The organism is Haloglomus halophilum, assembly GCF_024298885.1.
GTDB lineage: Archaea > Halobacteriota > Halobacteria > Halobacteriales > Haloarculaceae > Haloglomus > Haloglomus halophilum.
Window position 1 is genome coordinate 3,528,158 of the sequence record NZ_CP101166.1, and the last position, 14,418, is coordinate 3,542,575.

Consider the following 14,418-nt stretch of genomic DNA (forward strand, 5'->3'; position numbering starts at 1 on the left):
GGCGGCTGGCGACGCTCTCGGACCCGGCCTCGCCGGGCGATATCCAGTATCCGCTCGCGGGTGCGGGGCTCGCGTTCACCGACGCCTTCGCCCCCGGGAGCGTCGACCTGACGCCGTTCACGCGACTGGCCGACCGGAACTTCCCGGACGGTCCGGCCAGCCACGTCGGTGACGCCCTCTCGACAGGTATCGGCCTGTTCGGCGCGATGGCGAGCGGGTCGGGCACGCGGCCGGAGTCGGACGACGGTGAGGAAGAGTAGCCGCGCCGGTCAGACGCCCGGGATACCGGGGATGTCGGTCCCGAGGCCCGCACCGACGTTCGAGAGGATGGCCAGCACCACCAGCACGGTGACGTAGGCGACCAGCGTGATGCCGGCGGCGGTGATCCAGCCGGTCCGGTAGCGCCACTTGATGACCGCGAGGTACGCCAGGAAGACGAGTACCGGCCCCAGCACCGGGACCCCACCGATGAGGTAGGCGACGATCGCCCACACCAGCGACCCGAGCGCCGCCGTCACGACGGCGTGGCTGTAGTTCCGACTCCCGGCCAGCAGGCTCGCACCGACGAAGACGCCGAGGCCCCCGATGAGGAGGCTCACGACGAACACGATCAGCGAGTTCTGGAATGGTGCCATCACGCGGCCCCACGACCGGCCGACGCGTCAACGTTGTGGCCCCCGTCTCGGCGCGTCGGCCGCTCGGTTCTGATCAGCCGTCGCGAGCAGCCGCCACGAGCCGCTCCACCCGTTCACGGTCGACGGGTGCGGTCACCTCGCTGCCCGCCTTCAGCGCCGTCCCGACGATGGCCGAGTCGGCGACCTCGAGCAACTCCGCGACCGTCTCCGGGGTGGTGCCACTCCCGACGACGAGCGGGACGCCGGTCTCGTGGGCGACCGCCGCGACCCGTTCGAGTCGGTCCCGGTCGGCCCCTGTGCCCGTCGCGGGCCCGGAGACCACGAGGCCGTCGGCACCGCCCCGCTCGACGGTCTCGCGGGCCACCTCTGCGAGCGGCCGGTCGGCCAGCGGTGCCGAGTGCTTCACGTCCACGTCAGCGAGCACGCGCACGTCGGTCGCGTCCAGCCGGTCGCGGAGGCGGAGCGTCTCGTGGGCACGCCCCTCGACGACGCCCTGGTCGGTCACGCGAGCGCCCGTGTGGACGTTGACACGGACGAAGCGCCCGCCCGTCGCGGCCGCGACGGCGATGGCGGCCGGGCCATCCGACCGGAGCACGTTCACGCCGACCGGGACGTCGACGGCCCGGCGGACGGCGCCGACGAGGGCGGTCATCGAAGCCACGACGTGGCGCGGCACCTCGCCCGGATGGAAGGGTACGTCCCCGAAGTTCTCGACCAGTACCGCGTCCATCCCGCCCGCCACGAGCGCCTCGGCGTCGGCCACGGCCCGCTCGCGGAGCGTCGCCCGGTCGCCGTCGAACCCGGGGGTGCCCGGCAGCGCCGGCAGGTGGACCATCCCCACGAGTTCGGGGACGGCCCCGGACCCGGTGTCCTCGGTCATGGGCGTTCCTCGTGGCGCTCCGGCTTGAATGTCGGTGCGGTCCGTCGGTCGGGCGACTCCTCCGCCGGTCGACCCGCAGCCCCACGGTACCGAGCCACAGGGTTTTACTCGGGACCCGTGGACTACCGCCCATGCGACGACAGGCTGCGGTGGTGGCAGTGGCGGTGCTGGTCGTGCTCTCGGGCTGTTCGCTGTTCGGGGGCGGGACACCGACGGGGGCCGACGAGCCGACGGCAACGGCGACATCGACCGCGACGCCCACGCCGGCCTCGTACCCGACCGGGTACTCCGCCGAGGGTGTCACGAACGCGACGGCGGCGCGTGCCGCACATGTGAGCGGCCTGCTGGCGACGGACAACTTCACGCTGGGCTACAACGCGACCGTCCGTGGGGAGAACGGGACCTCGCGTATCACGCTCGTCCAGGCCGTCTCCCCGGATGAGCCCCGGGCGCTGACGGATACGGTCATCTCGGCGACGGGGAACCGGGGGTCGGGGGGCCTGCGGCGGACGCGGTTCTACGCGAACGGGACCCAGTACGTCCGCGTTCAGCAGGGCGGCAACACCTCGTACGGTACCATCAACGGGACGGTTCCGCCGGAAGCGTTCGTCGGGCGGCAGTACACCGACGCTGCCATCACGAACGTCAGCTACGACGCGACCGAGCGGTTCGAACAGGGGGGTGAGACGTTCTTCCGCTTCACAGCATCCGATATCGACGACCCCGGGGCACTGCTCTCCTCCCGCATCGACGCGGGTGACGTGACCGGTGGGAACGTCACGCTGGTCGTCGGGACGGACGGTGTCGTCCAGTCGGTCCGGTACCGCGCGACCGTCCAGCAGGACGGGCGGACCGTCCGGTACGGTGTCACGTTCGCCATCGCCGGGGTCGACCGGACCCCCGTGCAGCGCCCCTCGTGGGCACAGCGGGGCTGATTCCGGACGCGAACCGGGGACTCGCCACCGTGAACGGGCTGTCGTGTGATTCGCGGCCAAAACGCATAGGACCCCCCCGTTCCTGTACGGCGACGTATGAGACGCTCGCTGCTCACAGCAGCCGTCGCAGTTCTGATGTTGACATCCGGTTGCTCGTTCCTCGGTGGTGGTGGTGCAACACCGACCGATACCGATTCGACGCCGACACCGACGGCCACGGCCACGCCGACACCGACGGCGACGGCCACGGCGACGGCCACGCCGACACCGACACCCGACCCGTCGGAGTCGTTCCCGGCCGGCTACGGTGAGACCGGCATCGACGATTCCGAGGCGGCGCTGTCGAGTCATGTCGACTCGCTCGCGAACCATCAGTCGTTCATCGTCGATATCAACGGGAGCGTCGCCACGCCGAACGGGACGCAGGCGCTCCGGCAGCTCCAGTCCGTCGATATCGACGACGACCGGGCACTCATCGCCGTCAACGGGACCAGCGGGGTCGAGCGGACCAGCTACTTCGGCGGCGGCGAGCGCTACCTCCGGGTCGACCCGCCGGGGGCGAACAACACCCGCTACAACGTCACGAACGCCACGCTGGAACCGCGTGGCTTCACCGGGGGCGGCTTCCTCGCACCCGTGCTGACGAACGTCACCTTCGGCGAGGCGAACGTCACGACGACCGAGAACGGGACGTTCTACGCGTACAGCGCCACCTCCGTCGACCGCTCGGTCCTCCGGTCGCTTCTCGGACCGTCGGTCGACCCGGAGAACGTGACCCGGTTCGACGCGGGGCTCGTCGTCGACGAGGAGGGCATCGTCCGCCGGATGAGCTATCAGGCGGTCGTGGACCGCGGTGACGAACAGCTGGTCGTCCGCGTCGACCTGCGGACGTACTCCATCGACGAGGTCGATATCTCCGAGCCGCCGTGGCTCGACGAGGCCCGGCAGGCCGACTCCTCGTAGGCGCGCGGCCCGCTTCTCGCTTCAGTCCGTCTCGACCAGCGCATTGAACCGGTTGACGTCCTCGTCCGTTCCGGCGACGATGAGGCTGTCGCCCGGTTCGACGACGAACGCCGGGCCGATATCCGAGAGGAACGTCGAGTCCCGCTCGACGGCGATGACCGTCACACCCGTCCGGGCGCGAACGTCGGCCTCGCCCAGCGACTTGCCCGCCAGGTCACCACAGTCGATGCGGACGAGCTCGACCTGCTGGTCGAAGGAGATGATGTCCTCCTCGAGGATGGTCGAGGCGAGCATCCGCCCGGCCACGGTTGCGACCGCGAGGACGTAGTCGGCCCCGGCCTGGTACAGCTTCCGGACGGATTCGGTGGCATCCGCGCGGGCGATGATCTCCACGTCGGGGTACAGCTCGCGGATGACGAGCGTCGCGAAGACGGCGGTCACGTCGCTCGAAACCGTCAGGATGACCGTGCCCGCGTTCTCGGTATCGGCCTCGCGGAGCGTCTCGGGCTCGGTCACGTCGCCGACCACGTCCACGCCGTCCTTGTCGCGCAGGTCGATGACGGTCGTGGGCACGTGCGCGTCGAGGTCCTCCAGGACGGTCGTGCCGACCTCGTCGAACCCGGCGAGGACGACCCGGGACCCTCTCGTGCCGAGTCCCCGCGCCTGCGAGAGCGTGAGCCCCTTCAGCCGTTCCAGACTCTCCTCGCGCCCCGAGGCCACGAGGATGGTCTGCCCGTCGATACGGGCGTCCGGCGGCGGCGGGGAGACGAACTCGCCGCGGAACCACGCGCCGATGATGTTCGCACCGGTGCGCTCGCGGATGCCGCTCTCCGCGACGGTCACGCCCGCGAGCTCCGAACCGCTCTGCACCGGCAGCTCCACGATGTCGAAGTCCTCGCCCTCGCCGAGCTGCACCGAGCCGTCCAGCTCCGGCCGGACGCCGGCTGACACCTTCCGTGCGATGGATTCCCCGATGAGGTGGCGTGGCGAGAAGACGTCGTCGGCGCCCGCGTACCGGTGGTAGGCGGCGTTGTCGTCGTCCTCGACGAACGTGACGACCTGCGGCCGCTGGGTCTCACCGTCGGTCTCCGGCTGGGCGTCCTCGATTCCGGGGTCGGGACCGTCGAGGTGGCCGGCTGCCAGCGCGATGGACGCGTTGGCCTCGTCGCCGATGTCCGCGACGACGGCGTGGGCCCGGTCGACGTTGGCGGCTTGCAGGGTCTTGGTCAGCTTTGGGTCGCCGTGGATGACGGTGATGTCGGTCTCCGTGTGCAACTCGTTGGCCGCGTCGCGGTCCGGCTCGACGACGACGTACGGATGGTCACGGGTGTCGAGCTCGTCGATGAGGGCCTCGCCGCGCGAGGAGTAGCCCGCCAGCACGACGTGGTCGGAGAGGTTCTCGACGGCGGTCGGGGCGGTCTGCGAGAGACGTTCCTCGACCCAGGGTGCGAGGAACACCGGGAGGGCGAGGAAGATGAGCGTGACGCCGGTCAGCTGCATCGAGACGAGCAGCATCTGGACCGGTGTCGTCGTCCAGAGCTCGGAGTCCTCGCCGTAACCGGTCGTCGTGAACGACTCGACCACCGTCAGGGCGGCCTTGGCGAACGAGATCCGGACCCCCTCGAAGTAGAACAGTGCCGCCTGATACGCCAGCGCGTAGAGGACGGCGATGCCCACCAGCCCCACCAGGTAGAGCGCGATGCGCCGGCGCTGGCGTGCGGCGTTCGACGACCCCCGGTCGCCGTAGGCGAACGTGGCGAGGTCCCGCGGATCCATATCCGTTCGAAGTTCCGGGGGGTGGATAACGATGTTCGTTACCGTCGCTCGGCTTCCCGAGGGGGACCGTGGCACGGTGTTGATGCCGCCGCGGTTCCTCCAGCCCACCGTGCCCCGCCGCACCGGAACCCGCATCGAACGGACTCCCGATGGGCGCCGGCTCGTGGTCGCACGCCCGATGGCGGCGGCCCGGAACGCCGTCTGGAGGGCCTTCCGTGACACCAGGTGCTGGCCAGAGTGGGGTCCCTCGGTCCGGGCAGTCGACTGCTCGGACCGCCTCGTCAGCCGTGGCTCCACGGGACGCATCACGACCGTGGGCGGCCTCCGCGTCCCGTTCGAGGTGACGAGCTGTACGGACGGACGCTGGACCTGGGACGTGGCGGGGATACCGGCGACCGGCCACCGGGTCGAGGGGACGGACCCCGCCATCGCGGCGTTCGAGGTGCCGCTCGCCGCCGCGCCCTACGCGGCGGTCTGCCGACGTGCGCTCCCCCGACTGGACCGGGTCGCACTGGCGGGCGACGATGCGGATGGGTGAGTTCCGCCGCCCGGGCAATCATCGAACTGTCCGGATTCGTCGGAAAATCAAGATATTACTACCGAGATTCGGATGTTCGGTTGGGATGCGAGAAGGAGACGAGAAATGTGAGGTCGAGGGGCGCGAGGGGTGGCCTGCAGGGCCGCGGCGGACCGGTCGCTGGTGGGTCGTGGGTTATCGCGTCGAGGAAGCGGGCGTGACGGAGAAATCGTCGGCGCGGAAGAGGTCTTCGCCGAGACCGGAGCCGGAGCAGTCATCGTTCGGGCATCGATAATGCCACCCGTCGCGTGTAGCCTTCCGCTCGGATACCTTCTCGCCGCACTCCTGGCAGACCAGGAGGGAGGCCGCATCGCAGGTGTCCTTGTGGAGTTCGAGCTCGAGTTCCGTACTGAAGGTCCGCTTGCAGTCCCTGCAGACGTGCGTCATACTAGACGCTCCAGATGCCTCCGTAATATGTGTGGTGCTTTCCATGTCCGGGATTCAAGTACGACGGCCGTCCGACGCCAACGGCAGTTACCGTGCGCTACGGCGTAACGAACTGTCCTGTGGCTGGCTGTGGCCTCCCACGAGCCGGCAGAATTGGACGCCGTGGCGCGATTTCACCCCGATGAACTCGGATATCTGATAACATCTCAGTCGGGGCGAGACAGGGTGAACCGGTCGCGTGTGGTGCAGTAGCCGTCCGCCGCCAGGCGCCCGAGCGCGTCGAACTGCTCCGTGTCCATCTTCCGGTCGGTGAGGACCGACTCGTCGGCATGGAAGTGGACCACCCGGCCGAAGGTGGCGGTGTTCGACCCGAGTTCGAGCGTGTCGTGGAGGCGGCACTCGAACGAGACTGGCGCCTCGGCCACGCGCGGTGCGTCCACCTCGGTCGCGGGGGCGGCCGTCACGCCCGCGAGGTCGAACTCGTCGCCGTCGCCCGTCGCGGCGGTGGCGACCATCGCCTCCGCGAGGTCGACGGTGACGAGGTTGACGACGAACGATTCCGTCTCGCGCGCGTTCCGGAGCGTGTCCTTCTGTTCGCCGTCGGGGGCCTGCCCCGGCGCGAACGCGAGGACGGGTGGGGCGACGCACATCACGTTGAAGAAGGAGTACGGCGCGAGGTTCCGGCCGGCCGGGCCGTCACTGGACACCCACGCGACCGGGCGTGGGACGACGGCGCCGCTCAGCCAGCGGTACATCGACTCCGACTCGGGGTCGAACTCCATGCGTTCGACAGGGCTGTCGACGGCAAAAGGGGGTGGGTCAGGGAACGGGTGGCGGGCCGGGCGCCCCACGGCGGGTCACGGCCTCAGACGAGACCCATATCGACCGCGTAGGGCCACGGGAGCGACGCCAGGCCGAGGAACGCGAGCGCGGCGCCGGCCAGCGAGACGTTCTTGAGGAACTGCGTCATCTCGGTCTGTTGCTGCTGTTCGTCCTCGACGGTCCAGAAGTCGTGCATGACGACCGCGGAGGCCAGCAGGAAGACGGCGAGAGCTCCCGCGCCGAGCACGACGAACGCACCGGTGATGATGGCGAGCCCGCCGAGGACGAGCATCGCCCCCGAGGCGACGACGCTGAACGTCGGCGCCGGCAGGCCCTTCATCTCGGCGTAGCCGGCCATCCCCTCGATGTCCATGAAGTGGTTGAGCCCCATGAACGCGAGGACACCACCGAACAGGAGTCGCGCGAGGAGGAAGACCTCGCCGGCGCCCGCCGAGTCGAACACCGCGGGCCCCGCCTGCAGGACGAGGTCCGTCATCGACCACCCTCCGTCCGAGATAGTTCCGAGGCGATACCGGGTTCGGTAATGCGTACTGCTTTCATCGCGTTACCACTTACTCGGGACGGGTACTTATCTCCTCGCTGACAGTGGGGTGACCGGGTTACGGGCGCTGCTCCCGGGTGACAGCGATGTTACTGGGCGTGCCGGTGACACGACGGGCCGTGGAAAGAACAGCCGGGAGCCCCCCGCTCAGCCCCAGTGGTCGGGGTAGGCCTGGGTCAGCACCTCGGGGCGGTCGAGCAGGCGCTCGCGGACGGGCGCGATGACCTCGTCGAGGTAGTACGCGACGGCGGGTTTCAGGTCCGCCGGGTGGAGTTCGCCCGAGACGAAGTCGGCCTCCAGTTCGTCGTAGGTCCCGTACTCGAGGTCGCCGCCGTACTCCTCCGGGCGCTCGACGACGAGTTCCTCCTCACGGACATCCAGCACGGGGAACACCAGCCGGTGGAGGTACTCGAGGACGCCGTTGTCCTCGACCTCGCCGGCCGGGCAGTACGCGGCCTGGACCTTCTCCTCGATGGCCTCGCGGTCGTCGGTGAGGAAGATGCCCGAGGAGCGGTCGCTGCTGGAGATCTTGTCCGCCTCCCCCTCCTCGTCGGAGCGGGTCAGCCCGGAGAGGAGCGGGGCGAACACGCAGAGCGGTTTTCCGAACCCGTGGTCGGGCAGCACCTCGCGCGAGAGCATGTAGATGCCGCGCTGGTCGATGCCGCCGTAGGCGATGTCGGCGTCGAGGGCGGCGACGTCGAGGCTCTGCATCAGCGTGTACACCAGCCCGCCCAGCTTCGGGTTGTCCGACTGCCGGACCACCTCGCTCCCGGCGCGCTGCGCGCGCGAGATGGTCGTGTCCGCGAGCATCCGGTAGAGTTCGAGCGTGTACGGTTCCTCCAGCTGGTAGTCGGTCCCGCGCTTGAACGTGATGGCGTCGGGGTCGGCGCCGGCCGACTCGACCATCCCCTCGATGGCGATGCGGTAGTACGTCGAGCGGGGGTCGAGCAGCTCGAACGGCGATTTCTCGTCGTCGAGGTGGGCGTGCAGGTCCGCGATGAGGACCGTCACGTCCAGCCCGGCCTCGATGAAGTCCGCGAGCTTGCGCATCGTCGTGAAGTGGCCGATGTGCATCTCGCCGGTCGGCGCGTAGCCGATGTACGCCGTCGGTTCGTCCTGCTCCTCGAAGAGGGCACGCAGCTCCTCCTCCGTGACCACCTCCTCGGTGTGGCGGGCCACCAGCGCGGCGCGTTCGGCCGTGTCCATACAGTGCGGTCCGGGGGGCGGCGATTAAATCGTTCGAAGGGCCGACAGCGTCTCACATCCCGGCGGGCATGGTGCCGCCTGCCCGGCGGACCGGTTCCAGTAACCGTAAGACCGAGCGCCGGCTCGCTCCGGTATGGACGACGGGACCGCCCAGGACGCACCGGTCGCCCCCGCCGACCCACCCACGGGGAGCGCCGCCGGAACCGTCCGCGCGTACTACGAGACGCTCCGGAACGGCGAGCCGCTCTACCCGTACTTCGCCGAGTCGCCGACGACGGTCAAGTTCGGTGTCGGCGAGCGCCTGACGGGCTACGAGTCCGTCGCGGCCGGGCTCCGCGAGCAGACCCGGACGACGGACGGCTGGCAGGTCGACTCCTGCCGCCTCGTCGTCGAGGAACGGGACCGTCACGCCTGGTTCTCCGACGACGTGTTCATGGCGTGGACGGACACCGAGAAGCGCGTCCGCTACGAGTTCGACACGCGCTGGTCCGGGACGCTGGAGCGCAACGATGGCGACGCGGCGGACGGCACGACCGACGACGGCCCCGCGTGGCTGTTCACCGGGATGCACGTCAGCACGAGCGTGGAGGGCCGATAGTGGTCGCCCCGGTCTCGGACGAGGAGCGCTCGGGCGCGGCCTTCAAGATAAAGGTCGGCATCGTCCTGTTCGTCGGCCTCTCGGCGGGTCTCATCACGCTCAACGGTGACGGGCCGCTCTGGTTGAGCGGCGTCGCGGTGCTCGCCGGACTCCTCACCGGCGCCCTGCTCGTCTACATCGTCTTCCCCGGCGACGGGTCCGTCCGGTCGAGCCGGGACCGCCGCCGGCAGTAGCCGCTGCGGGAGGGACCTCGGTCCTACCCGGTGACACCGGTGTCAGCGCGTACTCAAGTCGGCTGCCCACGTACGGACGAGCAATGACGGACCAGACCCCGACACCCGGCATCCACCACGTCACCTGTATCGCGGGCGACCCGCAGGCGAACCTCGACTTCTGGGTCGAGACGCTCGGCCTGCGCCTCGTCAAGCGCTCCATCAACCAGGACGACCCCGGGACGTACCACTTCTTCTTCGCCGACGCCGAGGGGACGCCCGGTACGAGCATGACGTTCTTCCCGTGGGAGGACATGCCGAGCGGGACGGTCGGCTCCGGGCAGGTCTCCCGGACCGCGTTCCGCGTTCCCGAGGGGAGCCTCGACTACTGGGAGGGCCGCTTCGACGAGTACGGCGTCGCGTACGAGGGCCGTGTCGAGCGGTTCGGCGAGACCGTGCTCCCGTTCGAGGACCCCGACGGCCTGCCGGTCGAACTCGTCGCCGTCGAGGTCCCCGACGACGATCCGACGGTCCCGTGGACGGAGTGGGTCCCCGAGGAGCACGCGATCCGCGGGTTCCACTCCGTGACGCTCTGGTTGGCCGACCCCCAGCCGACCACCGACATCCTCCGCACGATGGGGTTCGAGATGGTCGGGCGCGAGCAGTCCGAGGGTGACACCCCGGACGACGAACGGGTTCGCTTCGCCGCGGACGGCCCCGTCGGCAGGTACGTCGACGTGCTCCCGACCATCCGGAGCGGCCGGCAGGGCCACGGCACGGTCCACCACGTCGCCTTCCAGACGCCCACGGATGCCGACCAGGGAGCGATGCGCAAGGCCGTCCGGACCATGGGTGTGAGCCCGACCCGCCCCATCGACCGCCACTGGTTCCGCTCGGTCTACTTCCGCGAGCCGGGCGGGGTCCTGTTCGAACTCGCGACGAAGGAGCCGGGCTACACCAGCGACGAGCCGCTGGCCGACCTCGGCGGCCGGCTCGTCCTGCCGGGGCAGTTCGAGGAGCGCCGCGAGGAGATCGAGGCCGGACTGACCGATGTCCGGATCCCCCGGCCCGAGGCGGCCGAAGCGGACAACTGAGGCCGATACACGTCCCGTCACAGCGTGCCGATCAGCTCGCGAACGGAACGAGCCACTCATTAGCCGTGGCACCGATGGACATGGATAGATGGCACGAGCAAGCGTAGTCGGCGCCGGCATGACCAAGTTCGGCGTCCACGACACGCCGTTACAGGAACTGTTCGGCGACGCGGCCTTCGAAGCGTTCGACGACGCCGGTGTCGGCCCGGACGAGGTCGAGGCACTGTTCTTCGGGAACGCGATGGGTGGCCAGACGGAGAACGTCACCCACCTGGGGCCGCAGTGTGCGACCCACGTCGGGATGGCGGGCAAGCCCGTCCAGCGGTACGAGGACGCGTGCGCGACCTCCGCGAACGCGTTCAAGAACGCGGTGGAGGCGGTCGAATCCGGCCGTCACGACGTGGTCCTCGTCGGCGGCGTCGAGCGGTGTACCCCCGAGACCGGAAAGGACACCGACGAGATGACGCGCATCTTCGCGTCGGCGTCGCACCGCCAGTACGAGCAGCCGACCGGGCTCACCTTCCCCGGCGTCTTCGCCCTGCTGACGAAACGGCACATGCACGAGCACGGCACCACCGAGGAGCACCTCGCCGAGGTTGCCGTGAAGAACCATGGCCACGGCTCGCTCAACCCGAAGGCGCACTTCGGCAAGGAGACCACCGTCGAGGAGGCCCTCGACGGGCCCGTCGTGGCGGACCCGTTCCGGTTGATGGACTGCTGTCCGTTCTCGGACGGCGCCGCCGCCGTGGTCCTCGTGAGCGACGACCTCGCGGACTCGTTCGACGCCCCGGTCGACGTGACCGGCGTCGGGCACGCCACCGACATCGTCCCGCTCGCGGACAAGGAGACGCCCCACGTCACGAAGGCCGCCCGCGACGCGGCCAGCCAGGCCTACGACCAGGCCGGCGTCTCGGCCGCCGATGTCGACTTCGCGGAGGTCCACGACTGCTTCACGGGCGCGGAGGTCCTCGCCAGCGAGGCACTCGGCCTCATCGAGGACGGCCAGGGCGGCGTCGCTGCCGCCGAGGGCCGGACCAGCCGCGACGGCGACATCCCCATCAACGCCTCCGGCGGGCTGAAGGCGAAGGGCCACCCCATCGGCGCGACGGGCGCGGCACAGATCGTCGAGCTGACCGAACAGGTCCGCGGTGAGGCCGGCGAGCACCAGCTCGACGGCGTCTCGCGCGGCGTGGCGCACAACCTCGGCGGCGACGCCGCCACCACCGTCGTCTCTATCATGGAGGCACGAGCATGAGCACGCAGGACCAGGAGAACGCAGAACTCCCGGAATCGCTCTCCTACCACGACTGGGCGGCCGCCGTCCGCGAGGATCGGCTCCTCGGCCAGGAGTGCAGCGACTGCGGCCACGTCGGCGGCGTCCCGAGCGGTGCCTGTCAGGAGTGTGGCGGCCGCGACCTGACGACCGTCGAACTCCCGGCGGCGGGCGAGGTCTACACGGAGACCACCATCAACGTCCCGCCCGAGCAGTTCGAGGAGCGTGGCTATCAGGTCGCCGTCGTCGACCTCGGTGACGCCCGCGTGATGGTCCGCATCGAGGGCGACCACGTCGACATCGGCGACGACGTGACGCTGTCGGGCCACATCGACACGGACGACGACCACCCGGCGCCGACGTTCGCGCCGGCCGAGTAGGCAGTTCGCGTCGGCACCGCTTCTCGCCGTTCACTCCACCCGGTCGACGGTGACCTCGCCGGAGAGCTCCCGGCCGGCCGCCGGAGCGAGGGTCAGGTCCTCCTCGTCGAAGCGCCGCTTCACCGCCCGCCGGAAGTCCGAGCGCATGTCGGCCACGTCACCGCGAGCGGGGTCGTCGATCCACAGCTCGGCCTGGACGGTGATGCTGTCCGGGCCGAGTTCGACGACGCTGGCGTCCGGTGCGGGCTCGGTGAGCACGCGGTCGAAGTTGACCGCGAGCTGCTGGAGTTCCATCAGCGCGTGTTCGGTGTCCTCCGCGTAGGAGACGTACGCGCGTTCGGTGATGCGGTACCGGTCCCGGCCGAACGGCCGGGTGAGGACGTTCGTCGTCAGCTCCGTGTTCGGGACGACGACGGTCTCGTTGTCCGCGGTCCGGATGCGGGTCACGCGGAAGTCCACCGCCTCCACCACGCCCTCCCCGCCCGACCACGAGATCCAGTCGCCGACGTTGAAGTCGGGGTCGGCGACGAGGAAGAAGCCGCTGATGAGCGACCCGAACACCTCCTGCCCGGCGACACTGAACGCGAACGTGAGCGCGGCGATGATGATGGCCGAATCGGTCCCCACCAGGAACCGGAGCTGTCCGGCCGCGAGCAGCCCCGCGATGAGGGCCGTCCCTGCAACGAACACCTGGACGTAGGTCTCGGTGGCCGACACCACCGTCGGGTTGTTCCGGTTCCGGCTCTGCACCACTCGGAGCAGGAACGGCGCCACGACCAGCCGGCCGATGACGATGACGGTGGCCGCGGTCACGAGGAACACGAACAGGTCCGAGAGGAGGTCGCTGTACGGTACCAGCGGGTCCGGGAACCCGCCGGGAGGCTGGAGCTGCGCGAGCATGCCCGTGCGGACTCGGGGCGGGCGTGAAAGCGTGGGGGTCTCCGGTGGTCGGCCGTCGCTATCCCTGGTCGGTGGGTGCCGTCCGGCACCTCTGTTTTGTCACCGGGGGGCGTACGGGCGGCCATGCCCCGCGAGGTCGAACACGACGCCACCGGGCCGTACGTACTCACGCCGGAGGATATCGATCCGGACCACGGCGACATCGCCGTCTGCCGGTGCGGGCTCTCTCCCGAGTTCCCGTTCTGCGACGGCTCGCATCGGGCGACACGGGACGAGGACCCCGATGCGGTCTACCGCTATCCCGATGGACCCGACGGGGAGCGCCGGGCCGTCGCTGACGCCGAGAACCAGGGCGGCGAAGTGGGCGGCGGGGTCGGATGTGCCGAGGGGGTGGTCGCCATCCACGAGGCCCGTGGTCCCCGCATCGTCGACCCGGAGGAACTCACGGCTGCGGGCGGGCGTCTCGAACTCGTGCTGGCGGACCTTGCGACCGAGGTGCTCGACGGGTCGGAGGACGACCAGTAACGGGGCCTACTCCGCGTCGGCCGGCGTGTCGAAGTCGTGGAAGTGCTCGCCCTTCTCCTTCGAGAGGATGTTGAGCGCGGCGGCGGCGCCGTCACCGGCCGAGATGACCGCCTGCCACTCCTCGGCCCGGACCATCGCGCCCGTCGCGTACACGTCGTCGTGGCTGGTCTCCATCGTCACGTCCACGTCGACCACGTCGTCGTCGAAGTCGACGCCGAGGTCCTCGGCGAGGTCGCGCTTCGCGCCGGTGGCCAGCACCACGTAGTCGAACTCGTGGTCGTCGTCCTCGGTGACGACGGTGAATCCGTCGTCGGTCGCCTCGACGGCCGTCACCTCGGCGCCCTGGTGGCGTTCCACGCCGAACTCGTCGACCTGGTCGCGGGCCGTCTCCATGAAGGCACTCCCGTCCTCGGACTCGATGCCCAGGTAGTTGAACAGGTGCGCCTTGTGCATCCACGTCCCGTCCGTATCGAAGACGTGCGTCTCGAGGTCGTTCTTCGCCGTGAACAGTGCCGCACTCAGGCCGGCGGGACCACCGCCGACGACGCCTATGGTTGTCATCGGGAACGGGTACGCCGTGGGTACAGAAAAGTTCACGCCGGGGTGGGAAGTGGAGCAATCTCATATCTCATATTCTCTCCAATTATGAAATATATACCTCAATTTATTATAGAATAATTGCTTTATTTGGGG

Annotated in this window: 18 protein-coding genes; 9 read left to right on the forward strand and 9 right to left on the reverse strand. The window is 69.6% G+C overall.

Going from position 1 to position 14,418, the window contains the following annotated elements:
- Positions 1-269: 269 nt before the first annotated feature.
- Complete coding sequence (locus tag NL114_RS17090; RefSeq protein WP_254822128.1) at positions 270-635, reverse strand: hypothetical protein; 366 nt, start codon at positions 633-635, stop codon at positions 270-272.
- Positions 636-708: 73 nt separating this feature from the next.
- Entirely contained in the window at positions 709-1,515 is an 807-nt protein-coding gene (locus NL114_RS17095; RefSeq protein WP_254822129.1) for a BtpA/SgcQ family protein, read from the reverse strand.
- Positions 1,516-1,646: 131 nt separating this feature from the next.
- Between NL114_RS17095 and NL114_RS17100 the strand changes: the two genes are divergently transcribed.
- Positions 1,647-2,450, forward strand: coding sequence for a DUF7537 family lipoprotein (locus tag NL114_RS17100; RefSeq protein ID WP_254822130.1), 804 nt, complete (start codon positions 1,647-1,649; stop codon positions 2,448-2,450).
- Positions 2,451-2,546: 96 nt separating this feature from the next.
- Positions 2,547-3,413 carry a DUF7537 family lipoprotein gene (locus NL114_RS17105; RefSeq protein ID WP_254822131.1) on the forward strand — a complete coding sequence of 289 codons (867 nt, stop codon included), beginning with the start codon at positions 2,547-2,549 and terminating at the stop codon, positions 3,411-3,413.
- A gap of 21 nt (positions 3,414-3,434) precedes the next feature.
- Here the strand turns inward: NL114_RS17105 and NL114_RS17110 are convergent, their stop codons facing one another.
- The gene (locus NL114_RS17110) at positions 3,435-5,189 is read right to left on the reverse strand and encodes a potassium channel family protein (RefSeq protein ID WP_254822132.1); all 1,755 of its coding nucleotides are present in this window, start codon (positions 5,187-5,189) and stop codon (positions 3,435-3,437) included.
- Between the two features lie 31 nt (positions 5,190-5,220).
- On the opposite strand from NL114_RS17110, the gene NL114_RS17115 reads away from it, so the two are divergent.
- Positions 5,221-5,727 (forward strand): SRPBCC family protein, encoded by a 507-nt coding sequence (locus tag NL114_RS17115; protein WP_350355380.1) that lies wholly within the window; start codon positions 5,221-5,223, stop codon positions 5,725-5,727.
- 174 nt (positions 5,728-5,901) lie between these two features.
- Here NL114_RS17115 and NL114_RS17120 read toward each other — a convergent pair whose 3' ends face one another.
- The 4 genes from NL114_RS17120 to NL114_RS17135 all read right to left on the reverse strand — a co-directional run bounded on the left by NL114_RS17120 (position 5,902) and on the right by NL114_RS17135 (position 8,743).
- Positions 5,902-6,153 (reverse strand): HVO_2901 family zinc finger protein, encoded by a 252-nt coding sequence (locus tag NL114_RS17120; protein ID WP_254822133.1) that lies wholly within the window; start codon positions 6,151-6,153, stop codon positions 5,902-5,904.
- Positions 6,154-6,359: 206 nt separating this feature from the next.
- Complete coding sequence (locus NL114_RS17125; RefSeq protein ID WP_254822134.1) at positions 6,360-6,935, reverse strand: flavin reductase family protein; 576 nt, start codon at positions 6,933-6,935, stop codon at positions 6,360-6,362.
- Positions 6,936-7,018: 83 nt separating this feature from the next.
- On the reverse strand, positions 7,019-7,471 hold the full coding sequence (locus tag NL114_RS17130; protein ID WP_254822135.1) for a DoxX family protein: 453 nt from the start codon (positions 7,469-7,471) through the stop codon (positions 7,019-7,021).
- A gap of 213 nt (positions 7,472-7,684) precedes the next feature.
- Positions 7,685-8,743 carry a tyrosine--tRNA ligase gene (locus tag NL114_RS17135; protein WP_254822136.1) on the reverse strand — a complete coding sequence of 353 codons (1,059 nt, stop codon included), beginning with the start codon at positions 8,741-8,743 and terminating at the stop codon, positions 7,685-7,687.
- A 133-nt stretch (positions 8,744-8,876) separates the two neighbouring features.
- Here NL114_RS17135 and NL114_RS17140 point away from each other — a divergent pair, with 133 nt between their 5' ends.
- The 5 genes from NL114_RS17140 (at position 8,877) to NL114_RS17160 (ending at position 12,300) form a co-directional block, all read left to right on the forward strand.
- Positions 8,877-9,341, forward strand: coding sequence for a nuclear transport factor 2 family protein (locus NL114_RS17140; protein ID WP_254822137.1), 465 nt, complete (start codon positions 8,877-8,879; stop codon positions 9,339-9,341).
- On the forward strand, positions 9,341-9,574 hold the full coding sequence (locus NL114_RS17145) for a DUF8527 family protein (RefSeq protein WP_254822138.1): 234 nt from the start codon (positions 9,341-9,343) through the stop codon (positions 9,572-9,574). Before NL114_RS17140 ends, NL114_RS17145 begins: the two co-directional genes overlap by 1 nt.
- A gap of 83 nt (positions 9,575-9,657) precedes the next feature.
- On the forward strand, positions 9,658-10,647 hold the full coding sequence (locus tag NL114_RS17150; protein WP_254822139.1) for a ring-cleaving dioxygenase: 990 nt from the start codon (positions 9,658-9,660) through the stop codon (positions 10,645-10,647).
- Positions 10,648-10,735: 88 nt separating this feature from the next.
- A complete protein-coding gene (locus NL114_RS17155; RefSeq protein ID WP_254822140.1) occupies positions 10,736-11,902 on the forward strand; it encodes a thiolase C-terminal domain-containing protein in 1,167 nt (388 codons plus the stop codon).
- Positions 11,899-12,300 carry a Zn-ribbon domain-containing OB-fold protein gene (locus NL114_RS17160; RefSeq protein WP_254822141.1) on the forward strand — a complete coding sequence of 134 codons (402 nt, stop codon included), beginning with the start codon at positions 11,899-11,901 and terminating at the stop codon, positions 12,298-12,300. Before NL114_RS17155 ends, NL114_RS17160 begins: the two co-directional genes overlap by 4 nt.
- A gap of 30 nt (positions 12,301-12,330) precedes the next feature.
- On the opposite strand, the gene NL114_RS17165 is transcribed toward NL114_RS17160, so the two are convergent.
- Positions 12,331-13,200 carry a mechanosensitive ion channel family protein gene (locus NL114_RS17165; RefSeq protein WP_254822142.1) on the reverse strand — a complete coding sequence of 290 codons (870 nt, stop codon included), beginning with the start codon at positions 13,198-13,200 and terminating at the stop codon, positions 12,331-12,333.
- A 123-nt stretch (positions 13,201-13,323) separates the two neighbouring features.
- Here NL114_RS17165 and NL114_RS21820 point away from each other — a divergent pair, with 123 nt between their 5' ends.
- The gene (locus tag NL114_RS21820; protein WP_254822143.1) at positions 13,324-13,725 is read left to right on the forward strand and encodes a CDGSH iron-sulfur domain-containing protein; all 402 of its coding nucleotides are present in this window, start codon (positions 13,324-13,326) and stop codon (positions 13,723-13,725) included.
- 6 nt (positions 13,726-13,731) lie between these two features.
- On the opposite strand, the gene NL114_RS17175 is transcribed toward NL114_RS21820, so the two are convergent.
- Positions 13,732-14,286: an FAD-dependent oxidoreductase gene (locus NL114_RS17175; protein WP_254822144.1), complete on the reverse strand. Its 555-nt coding sequence runs from the start codon at positions 14,284-14,286 to the stop codon at positions 13,732-13,734.
- Between the last annotated feature and the right edge of the window lie 132 nt (positions 14,287-14,418).

Excerpts from the sequence above, each read along its gene's own strand:
- NL114_RS17095 (WP_254822129.1), bottom strand. The coding sequence starts at position 1,515 with ATGACCGAGGACACCGGGTCCGGGGCCGTCCCCGAACTCGTGGGGATG.
- NL114_RS17175 (WP_254822144.1), bottom strand. The coding sequence starts at position 14,286 with ATGACAACCATAGGCGTCGTCGGCGGTGGTCCCGCCGGCCTGAGTGCG.
- NL114_RS17130 (WP_254822135.1), bottom strand. The coding sequence starts at position 7,471 with ATGACGGACCTCGTCCTGCAGGCGGGGCCCGCGGTGTTCGACTCGGCG.
- NL114_RS17110 (WP_254822132.1), bottom strand. The coding sequence starts at position 5,189 with ATGGATCCGCGGGACCTCGCCACGTTCGCCTACGGCGACCGGGGGTCG.
- NL114_RS17155 (WP_254822140.1), top strand. The coding sequence starts at position 10,736 with ATGGCACGAGCAAGCGTAGTCGGCGCCGGCATGACCAAGTTCGGCGTC.
- NL114_RS17125 (WP_254822134.1), bottom strand. The coding sequence starts at position 6,935 with ATGGAGTTCGACCCCGAGTCGGAGTCGATGTACCGCTGGCTGAGCGGC.
- NL114_RS17090 (WP_254822128.1), bottom strand. The coding sequence starts at position 635 with ATGGCACCATTCCAGAACTCGCTGATCGTGTTCGTCGTGAGCCTCCTC.
- NL114_RS17100 (WP_254822130.1), top strand. The coding sequence starts at position 1,647 with ATGCGACGACAGGCTGCGGTGGTGGCAGTGGCGGTGCTGGTCGTGCTC.
- NL114_RS17165 (WP_254822142.1), bottom strand. The coding sequence starts at position 13,200 with ATGCTCGCGCAGCTCCAGCCTCCCGGCGGGTTCCCGGACCCGCTGGTA.
- NL114_RS21820 (WP_254822143.1), top strand. The coding sequence starts at position 13,324 with ATGCCCCGCGAGGTCGAACACGACGCCACCGGGCCGTACGTACTCACG.
- NL114_RS17115 (WP_350355380.1), top strand. The coding sequence starts at position 5,221 with ATGTTCGTTACCGTCGCTCGGCTTCCCGAGGGGGACCGTGGCACGGTG.
- NL114_RS17140 (WP_254822137.1), top strand. The coding sequence starts at position 8,877 with ATGGACGACGGGACCGCCCAGGACGCACCGGTCGCCCCCGCCGACCCA.
- NL114_RS17150 (WP_254822139.1), top strand. The coding sequence starts at position 9,658 with ATGACGGACCAGACCCCGACACCCGGCATCCACCACGTCACCTGTATC.
- NL114_RS17135 (WP_254822136.1), bottom strand. The coding sequence starts at position 8,743 with ATGGACACGGCCGAACGCGCCGCGCTGGTGGCCCGCCACACCGAGGAG.
- NL114_RS17120 (WP_254822133.1), bottom strand. The coding sequence starts at position 6,153 with ATGACGCACGTCTGCAGGGACTGCAAGCGGACCTTCAGTACGGAACTC.
- NL114_RS17105 (WP_254822131.1), top strand. The coding sequence starts at position 2,547 with ATGAGACGCTCGCTGCTCACAGCAGCCGTCGCAGTTCTGATGTTGACA.
- NL114_RS17160 (WP_254822141.1), top strand. The coding sequence starts at position 11,899 with ATGAGCACGCAGGACCAGGAGAACGCAGAACTCCCGGAATCGCTCTCC.